This is a genomic window from Heminiphilus faecis (assembly GCF_008728965.1).
Taxonomy (GTDB): Bacteria; Bacteroidota; Bacteroidia; order Bacteroidales; family Muribaculaceae; genus Muribaculum; species Muribaculum faecis.
Map to the genome: position 1 here is coordinate 24,638 of NZ_VSMC01000031.1, position 8,039 is coordinate 32,676.

Sequence of the window (8,039 nt, forward strand, 5' to 3'; positions counted from 1 at the left end):
AACATATTACAGCGCAAACACCTATAAAACAATCAACTACGCAGCGCATTTAATTCCTGCAAATTATTTTTCACACTTTTTGTTTTGAATTTCCATTAATGATCCAAATGGTTTTTGTATATTTGAGCTACAGACGAGAACAACGTTAAAATCATTAAAATTGCGAAATGGAGCAAACCTTAGTTATAATAAAACCATCTGCCGTACATCGTGGTCTCATAGGTGACATCATCAGCCGCTTTCAGAATAAAGGTCTTACAATAACAGGACTAAAAATGATGCAGCTTGATGAAGAGATTCTGCGTGAGCACTACTCGCACCTTACAGAAAAGCCGTTTTTCCCTTCTTTATTGGAGTCGATGATGGCTACTCCTGTCTTAGTTATGTGCCTCGAAGGAATAGATGCTGTAGAAGTAGTAAGGTTGATGACCGGCGCCACTAACGGCCGCAAAGCACTTCCCGGCACCATACGCGGCGACTTATCCATGAGCGGACAGGAAAATATAGTCCACGCTTCCGACAGCGTTGAAAACGGCCGTATTGAATTGGCCCGTTTCTTCAAGCCGGGAGAAATATTCTCCTATCGCCCCGCGAATTTAAGATTTTATTACGCTCCCGACGAAATCTAATTAATCTGACAAAGACAAAACCAATGCGATTTAATATCACCAAATTAGCTACTGCAGCCGCATTAACCTTAGTAACGACATTTTCAGCATTTGCTCAAACGACTTACGACCGCCGTCCGGCACAGCATAACGCAGAACACAAGGACCTGCTTGCTTACCAGACAAACATCAACGAACAGATAAAACTTAAAGAGACCCTCGACTATATGGACAACATCTTCAGCGAAGAAGAAGAGCCTGAAGAGGACATATATGTAGAAGGTTGGGACAGCCAAGCGGTAAACTGCTATACTAACGCCGTAGTACCCGACACAAAGGTCATAGATGTAAGTAATTTCTGCATGCCTACCATGGGCTATGTCACATCGCCTTACGGTTACCGTCGCCGTTTCCGCCGCATGCACAAAGGCATAGACCTCAAGGTGCAGATAGGCGACACCATACGCGCAGCATTTGACGGCAAAGTAAGACTGACCCGCAATCAAGGACGCAGAAAAGGTTATGGCCTCTACGTGATTGTACGTCATTCCAACGGCCTTGAGACCGTATACGGACACCTGTCGAAATTTCTCGTATCGCCTGACCAATACGTAAAAGCCGGCGACCCCATAGCCTTGGGTGGCAACACAGGACGCTCAACCGGGCCGCACCTTCATTTCGAAACCCGCTATATGGGATACGCCATCAATCCGGCCGCCATCTTTGACTTCGAGAACAAAACGACCCACACTGACGAATTTACGTTTAACAAAAGTAGTTATAAAGATGCCCGTGACTACTCTCCGGCAAAAAAGCGTAAAACCTCAAGCAAGGCTCTCGCTTCGTCAAAGTCAAAAGCCGCGACAGTCAAGGTAAGAAAAGGCGACAGCCTGTCAAAGATAGCAAAAGCCAACGGTACTACCGTCGATAAACTATGCAGACTAAACGGCATAAATCGAAATACGACTTTGTCGGTGGGAAAATCACTGAAAGTAAGATAAAACGTTTTTGCTTCATAAATAAAATAATAAAGAAAGAATACGGTCGCCGAATAAGCGACCGTATTCTTTTACATCAACCTTAAATTTGAGCTGCAAAACCCAGTTGAAGTGTTAAATATACCGCAGATTGACATGGGCGCCGGCAGTACGGCGCCAGCATATCCGGACGGCTATACAAGAGGCCATGCGGATCGCAGCCGGACGCCGTCGTACCAGCATCCCTGCCAACCTTATCGCCGTTGATCAACCGTGTTTTTACATTGCTTCATAAATTAGGTGTACCTTTGCAGATAAAAAATAGAATATGATTACTTCAGACGAAATAGAAAATATCTTGGAAGGAAAGGGCATAAAACCCACGACTAACCGCATACTCATATTAAGAGAACTGATGAAAGCGACTCACCCTGTGAGCCTTGCGGATTTTGAGGCTCTGTTGGGTTTTTCTATGGACAAAGCAAGTATTTTCAGGGTACTTGAACTATTCTCCGAGAAGGAAGTCGTTCACGTGATAGAAGACGGAAGTCGCTCTCTAAAATATGAGTTGTGTCACAGCGGAAGATACCATACAATATCAGATCAGCATGTCCATTTCTATTGTTTGAAGTGTAAGGAAACGTATTGTTTCGAGAGCGTAAGTGTGCCTTTGGTAAAGATACCCGAAGGATTTTCACCATCTTCTATAAATTATATGATAAAGGGCATCTGCCCTAAATGCCTGAAATAATCACGCGTTTTCATCTTTCCACCCCAAAGTGGCAGTGTCAAAATTGAGTTTTACCGCGCACCGCTTTTTACATTGCTTCTAAAATACTGTATGGGCACGCTGTCTGACAACCGATGTTGATATCGGCCCATTCTTTTTTAACACCGATGTTGATAAATAAAACGTCGTTAACTTTTGTAATGTGACCATAAGTTTTTAACTTTGTAATGTGAATTCGGTAAACAAGCACATAGAATACCTTATACTTCGTCACGATTGTGTGGTAATACCGGGCATTGGCGCTCTAATAGCCTGCCACGCCCCGGCATACATCGACAAGGAACTTGGATGCATATTCCCTCCCAAGAGGAACATAACGTTCAATCCCAACATCAATCACAACGACGGACTGCTTGCCACATCCATGGCTCGCCGCGGATGTCTGACTTATGACAATGCCGTGACGCTCATGAATGAGGAGATTGATCTGATGCGACACCAGATTGAGGCACATGGAGAATACGCCGTAGGCCGACTCGGCGCATTACACCGCAACACCGAAGGCACACTGATTTTCGAGCCGTTTGCATCAACTCTTATATCGCCACGCTTATGCGGACTGAAGCCCGTCAAAGCGACTCCTATCGCCATTGAGAAGCCGGAAAGTTTGACAACGGAAAACGTGATAGCCTCAGCCGAAAACAGCCGACTGTCATTCAAAGGCGTATTCAAGATAGCGGCATCCATAATACTGCTTGTTGGGCTCGGCATCACGATATCGACTCCGGTCATAGAGAATGCCCCCGACTTTGCCGGAATTGCCACGACACGGACCGCACCTAAAACAGAACCACTGTTTGTCAACGACATAAATCCAGACATACAATTAACAATTGCGCTTCCCGACCCGGAAACAGCAAGCGCCACTGTAGAAAAAAAAGAGGATAAACCGCAAAAGGAAGCCATCTTGCGCCGCAGCAGTTCAGACATATACTTCCTTATCATAGCATCACTGCCGACAAGAGAGAAAGCGGCCGAATTCATAGCGATGAACAAAAACGGCAACGACATGGACATTCTGGAATCAGGAGGACGTTACAGAATATATATATCCTCCGGAAACACCTATGCCGAAGCTCAAGCACCTATTGCCGGCACCGAATATGCCGCCACTTACCCTGACGCATGGGTTTGCCGTCGGGACTAATTCGATAACACAATACCCGACAAGGGTTTAATACAATCCTACAGACTATGACCGATTTTCATGATCTTATTGTGAATCGCCGCAGTATACGCAAGTATACCGCCGATGAAGTTTCAGCCGAAGACGTAAAAACGCTTATGGAGGCAGCCTTGATGGCTCCGACATCAAAAAGCAGCCGTCCGTGGCAGTTTGTACTTGTTGAGGATTCCGCCAAACTCGAAGCATTAAGCAAATGCAAGGAGCACGGAGCCGGTCCGATAGCAGGATGCGCCCTTGCCATAATAGTAGCGGCCGATGTCGAAAAATCAGATCCATGGATAGAGGACGCGTCAATAGCAGCCACATACATACAGCTGCAGGCCGCCGACCTCGGGCTCGGATCATGCTGGATACAAGTAAGAGGACGCTACACAGTCAACGACCTCGAGTCGGAGACATATGTCCAGAACCTGCTGGAAATGCCCGATACGATAGTTCCGGTATGCATCATAACGATAGGCCGTAAAGCAGAGGAGCGCAAGCCGCAAGCTGTCGAAAAACTACAATGGGAGAAAGTACACATCGGCACATGGACCGAACGCTAAGCAAAACTCCGGAACGAAACACGACGAGAGCCGTAATACTCGGAGCAGGCAATGTAGCCACACATCTGGCCACATCCTTAAGCCGGCATATAACCGTAGCACAGATATACAACCATCATATCGGCCACGCCAAAGAACTGGCAGAAGCAACAGGCGCATGCGCTACCGATGACTTGTCAAAACTCACGGACGACGCCGACATATATATAATATCGGTAAAAGACGACGCCATAATGCCGCTGGCATCCGCGCTCGGTCATCGAAAAGGGCTCTGGGTACACACTTCAGGCTCCGTGCCGATGAGCGCGCTGCAACCGATTACAGAAACATACGGTGTGCTGTATCCGATGCAGACATTTTCAAAATCGGTGCCTGTAGATATGAGCAAAGTACCTATATTCATCGAAGGCAGCACCGATGCGACACAACAAAGAATATCCAGCATAGCATCACTGATATCACCAAACGTATACACGGCTACGAGCGAGCAGCGTGCACTGCTTCATGTGGCTGCGGTATTTGCATGTAATTTCACCAACTACCTCTGGGGACATTGCGCGGACATACTGAAACGTTCGGGACTCGGCCTCGATATAATGAAACCGCTCATAGAAGCCACTCTCGAAAAGGCCATGACAGCAGGTCCGAAAGACGGACAGACAGGGCCGGCCCGACGCAACGACAGAGCCGTCATAGAAAAACACCTGTCAATGCTTGACGGTGAAGCAAAAGATATATACGCACAATTGTCAAAATACATAATTGACAAATATTCCGACCCACAATGAGCAAGATAAACTACGACCTCTCCAAGATAAAAGGCATAGCCTTTGACGTAGACGGCGTGCTTTCGCCCTCCACAATACCGCTGGACATATCGGGAAAGCCGTCACGCATGGTAAACATAAAAGACGGATATGCCCTTCAGCTCGCAGTAAAACACGGCTACAAAATAGCCATAATATCGGGTGGCGACTGCGACGCGGTAAGAGTGCGTTTTGCCGCTCTCGGCATTAAGGACATCTTCATGAAATGCGACATCAAAATAAACTTTCTGCGAGAATGGATGGAAATCCACGGACTCTCAGAAGAAGAGACAGCATTCGTTGGCGACGACATACCTGACTTCGAGCCTATGAAACACGTAGGACTTGCAGTAGCGCCCAAAGACGCGGCTGCTGAAATCAAAGCTATAGCCACCTATATCTCTCCCGTTAACGGAGGTTACGGAGTGGCCCGCGACCTGCTTGAAGAGATTATGAAAGCCCAAGACAACTGGATGAGTTCGGCAAAAGCATTCGGATGGTAAAGACTTACATATGGCAACAAACCCTCTAAACAATCTAAACCGATACGACATTCTGCTTGCAAGCCATTCACCGCGACGCCGCGAACTCCTTCAGATGATCGGCATAGACTTCAGCATAGCAGCAACCATCGACGTAGACGAAAGCTATCCGGATGATATGCCGGCTCATGACGTGGCACCCTTTCTCTCCGATAAAAAAGCGGAAGCCTATCGGGCCGTAATGCTGCCGGACCAGCTCATAATAACAGCCGACACTGTTGTTATCAACAAGGGCACCGTGTTAGGCAAACCACATTCAGAGGAAAACGCGCATGAAATGCTAAGGGAGCTTTCAGGTCACACGCATGAAGTAGTGACCGGCGTAACCATATCGACAATCAAAAAGCATGTAACATTGAGCGCCTGCACAAAAGTTGAGTTCGCCGACCTCACGTCAGATGAGATCGATTTCTATGTGACTCGCTACAGACCGCTTGACAAAGCCGGAGCCTACGGCATACAGGAATGGATAGGAGCCATAGGAATAAAAAACATCGAGGGAAGCTATTACAACGTCATGGGACTTCCGGTACATCGACTTTACACAGAACTACTGAAGTTCTGACAACGACGGACCGGCCTCTACCGTAAAATAGAATCCGCCCGAGGTCGAAGGGGTCAGCTCCAAGACTCCCGACTTCAACCGACCCGCTTCCACGACAGGAGGCATCCCCTCCGGCTCTGCCATCGAAACCCTGAATATACCCGTCGAAGCCTGATGCAGATACCTTTCTTGCCAAAGCATAGCCACGACACCCATAGTCATACGCAGGTTAAGTTCAATGCATGGAGCTATCATGCCGTCATCTGTCACGAGCATATCCACACCAAAATATCCTTCATAACAATCGGCCACAAGCGTGCCGAGCAAACGCACAAGTGCTTCAGCCACAGAATGCAGTTCATCACGCGATGCTCCCGCATCCACTATCATGTCCTCAAGCACAGACCTGCAAGCCATTATATTGCCGCCGTATGCATCGCCCAAGGAGTTGAAAAACAAAGAATATCCGCACATTGTCACCCTACCGTTTTCAGAATAGAACAACATTGCGAAATCACGCTTCTTATTCAAAGCCTTCTCAACCGTCACCGAACCCTGTCGACGTAAAATACCAGAAATGCGCCGCTCGACAGACGAAGTCATACTATCAACGGCAAATACACCGCGACCGCTACTTGACCATGGCGCTTTGACATATACAGGTCCCCACTCACGCATGCACTCAGCCACTTCCGAAACCGACGCCACCTCTCTCGGCACAGGAGGCAGCTTAATATCAAGCATATCCGAAAGCTTTAACATTATCTCTGCCGAAGTCCGTCTATGGCTCAGCATCCGCATCCGCTCCACCCGTCCGTCATCAATGGCCGAGGCTCCGGCAGACCGAAGGATACGACAAGCATCATGCGACCAGCCCCACGGAGCACCGGCAACACCGCAACAACTGTCAACCGGAGTCACATCCAAAGCAAAAAGGCGGCGCATCCGGTCAACCCAGCCTTTGTCAGCCAGCGGTGCATAGACCAGATCACCTGCATCAGCATACCACATAGGCAACAAAGCACCGTCGTCATGCAGCCTGCGAACAAGCGGCGACATTGTGACCCGACAGCGCCCGTAAGCAAGCGACACGTCATTTTCCGGATTAAAAAGATGTATTTTCATCAAACACAAATTTAACAAAAAAACGCCCAATCCTACATATTATTCATTGACAATAGACCGCATTTTGATTATCTTTACGCAAAACTTCAAAATGAAAGTATTACTGATTGACTTCGAGTATTCCCGCTTATGCAGCGACATAACAAACCTGCTGATAGCCCAAAACCACGAATGCATAACTGCATTAGCGCTGCCTACATCCGTCATACCGGCTATAAAAATAGGCAACAGCGCCGACCGCAAGCTTCACAGAATATTGGCCGGCATAAGCGACAGCATGCACTTACATTCGGCCCGCGCCACATACAATCTACTGTCACGCATACCCACACAAGCTCCCGACATAGTGCACATATTAAACATAAAAGAATATTATCTGAACCTGCCATTGCTTTCAGAAATATTGACCCGCTTCCACATACCCACAGTAATGACTGTAGCAAATCCAGATACACTTTACAAAAACCCAAACGCCATAATAAAAAGGACAAAACACAACTTGCGCACAATAGAGGCACTGCTATACGCGTGGGATACCTTAAATATTGTCGTTGAAAACCGAGTATATTCAGAACACCCGATACTTGTCGACAAACCCGTCTATATAATAGACAGCACATCGACCGACAGACAAAACCACTATCTGTCATTGTATGAAAACCTTTCATAAACATCAAAGGCCACTCTCACGAGTGACCTCTATTCATTCTTGGGGATAATGACCAAGTTTAATTAACCTAAAACAACATCTATCAAAAAACACTTCAATCATCATAAAAACCAACTATCGGGTCAATCCGAAATTCCGGTGCATGGAATTTCTGAAAAGTGTTAAATTTGGGGTATGAAAACAACAGATGCAATATGGATGTGCCTTCCCGAAGGGATGGATGAACTGTTTGAGATGGTTCGGTTC

At 47.0% G+C, this 8,039-nt stretch carries 10 protein-coding genes; 9 read left to right on the top strand and 1 reads right to left on the bottom strand.

Annotated features, from left to right (window positions below; translation table 11 throughout):
* Positions 1 to 167: 167 nt before the first annotated feature.
* From ndk to FW767_RS11485, 8 genes are all read left to right on the top strand, one after another.
* Positions 168 to 629 (top strand): nucleoside-diphosphate kinase, encoded by a 462-nt coding sequence (gene ndk, locus FW767_RS11450; protein WP_121699306.1) that lies wholly within the window; start codon positions 168 to 170, stop codon positions 627 to 629.
* Positions 630 to 652: 23 nt separating this feature from the next.
* Positions 653 to 1,609 carry a peptidoglycan DD-metalloendopeptidase family protein gene (locus tag FW767_RS11455; RefSeq protein ID WP_148464417.1) on the top strand — a complete coding sequence of 319 codons (957 nt, stop codon included), beginning with the start codon at positions 653 to 655 and terminating at the stop codon, positions 1,607 to 1,609.
* Between the two features lie 304 nt (positions 1,610 to 1,913).
* Positions 1,914 to 2,336 (top strand): Fur family transcriptional regulator, encoded by a 423-nt coding sequence (locus tag FW767_RS11460; protein WP_121699304.1) that lies wholly within the window; start codon positions 1,914 to 1,916, stop codon positions 2,334 to 2,336.
* Positions 2,337 to 2,544: 208 nt separating this feature from the next.
* A complete protein-coding gene (locus FW767_RS11465; protein WP_121699303.1) occupies positions 2,545 to 3,522 on the top strand; it encodes an HU domain-containing protein in 978 nt (325 codons plus the stop codon).
* 47 nt (positions 3,523 to 3,569) lie between these two features.
* The gene (locus tag FW767_RS11470) at positions 3,570 to 4,106 is read left to right on the top strand and encodes a nitroreductase family protein (RefSeq protein ID WP_121699302.1); all 537 of its coding nucleotides are present in this window, start codon (positions 3,570 to 3,572) and stop codon (positions 4,104 to 4,106) included.
* A complete protein-coding gene (locus tag FW767_RS11475) occupies positions 4,067 to 4,894 on the top strand; it encodes a Rossmann-like and DUF2520 domain-containing protein (RefSeq protein ID WP_121699301.1) in 828 nt (275 codons plus the stop codon). The genes FW767_RS11470 and FW767_RS11475 overlap by 40 nt, the downstream gene beginning before the upstream one ends.
* The gene (locus FW767_RS11480) at positions 4,891 to 5,415 is read left to right on the top strand and encodes a KdsC family phosphatase (RefSeq protein WP_121699300.1); all 525 of its coding nucleotides are present in this window, start codon (positions 4,891 to 4,893) and stop codon (positions 5,413 to 5,415) included. Before FW767_RS11475 ends, FW767_RS11480 begins: the two co-directional genes overlap by 4 nt.
* 10 nt (positions 5,416 to 5,425) lie before the next feature.
* Positions 5,426 to 6,019 carry a Maf family nucleotide pyrophosphatase gene (locus FW767_RS11485; protein WP_121699299.1) on the top strand — a complete coding sequence of 198 codons (594 nt, stop codon included), beginning with the start codon at positions 5,426 to 5,428 and terminating at the stop codon, positions 6,017 to 6,019.
* On the opposite strand, the gene FW767_RS11490 is transcribed toward FW767_RS11485, so the two are convergent.
* Positions 6,005 to 7,123, bottom strand: a complete 1,119-nt coding sequence (locus tag FW767_RS11490) for a hypothetical protein (RefSeq protein WP_121699298.1) — start codon at positions 7,121 to 7,123, stop codon at positions 6,005 to 6,007. The genes FW767_RS11485 and FW767_RS11490 overlap by 15 nt on opposite strands.
* 91 nt (positions 7,124 to 7,214) lie before the next feature.
* Between FW767_RS11490 and FW767_RS11495 the strand changes: the two genes are divergently transcribed.
* Positions 7,215 to 7,793, top strand: coding sequence for a hypothetical protein (locus FW767_RS11495; RefSeq protein WP_121699297.1), 579 nt, complete (start codon positions 7,215 to 7,217; stop codon positions 7,791 to 7,793).
* The last annotated feature ends 246 nt before the right edge of the window (positions 7,794 to 8,039 follow it).

Bases quoted from the DNA above. Each gene is read 5' to 3' on its own strand.
- ndk (WP_121699306.1), top strand. From the start codon at position 168: ATGGAGCAAACCTTAGTTATAATAAAACCATCTGCCGTACATCGTGGT.
- FW767_RS11455 (WP_148464417.1), top strand. From the start codon at position 653: ATGCGATTTAATATCACCAAATTAGCTACTGCAGCCGCATTAACCTTA.
- FW767_RS11460 (WP_121699304.1), top strand. From the start codon at position 1,914: ATGATTACTTCAGACGAAATAGAAAATATCTTGGAAGGAAAGGGCATA.
- FW767_RS11470 (WP_121699302.1), top strand. From the start codon at position 3,570: ATGACCGATTTTCATGATCTTATTGTGAATCGCCGCAGTATACGCAAG.
- FW767_RS11475 (WP_121699301.1), top strand. From the start codon at position 4,067: ATGGGAGAAAGTACACATCGGCACATGGACCGAACGCTAAGCAAAACT.
- FW767_RS11480 (WP_121699300.1), top strand. From the start codon at position 4,891: ATGAGCAAGATAAACTACGACCTCTCCAAGATAAAAGGCATAGCCTTT.
- FW767_RS11485 (WP_121699299.1), top strand. From the start codon at position 5,426: ATGGCAACAAACCCTCTAAACAATCTAAACCGATACGACATTCTGCTT.
- FW767_RS11490 (WP_121699298.1), bottom strand. From the start codon at position 7,123: ATGAAAATACATCTTTTTAATCCGGAAAATGACGTGTCGCTTGCTTAC.
- FW767_RS11495 (WP_121699297.1), top strand. From the start codon at position 7,215: ATGAAAGTATTACTGATTGACTTCGAGTATTCCCGCTTATGCAGCGAC.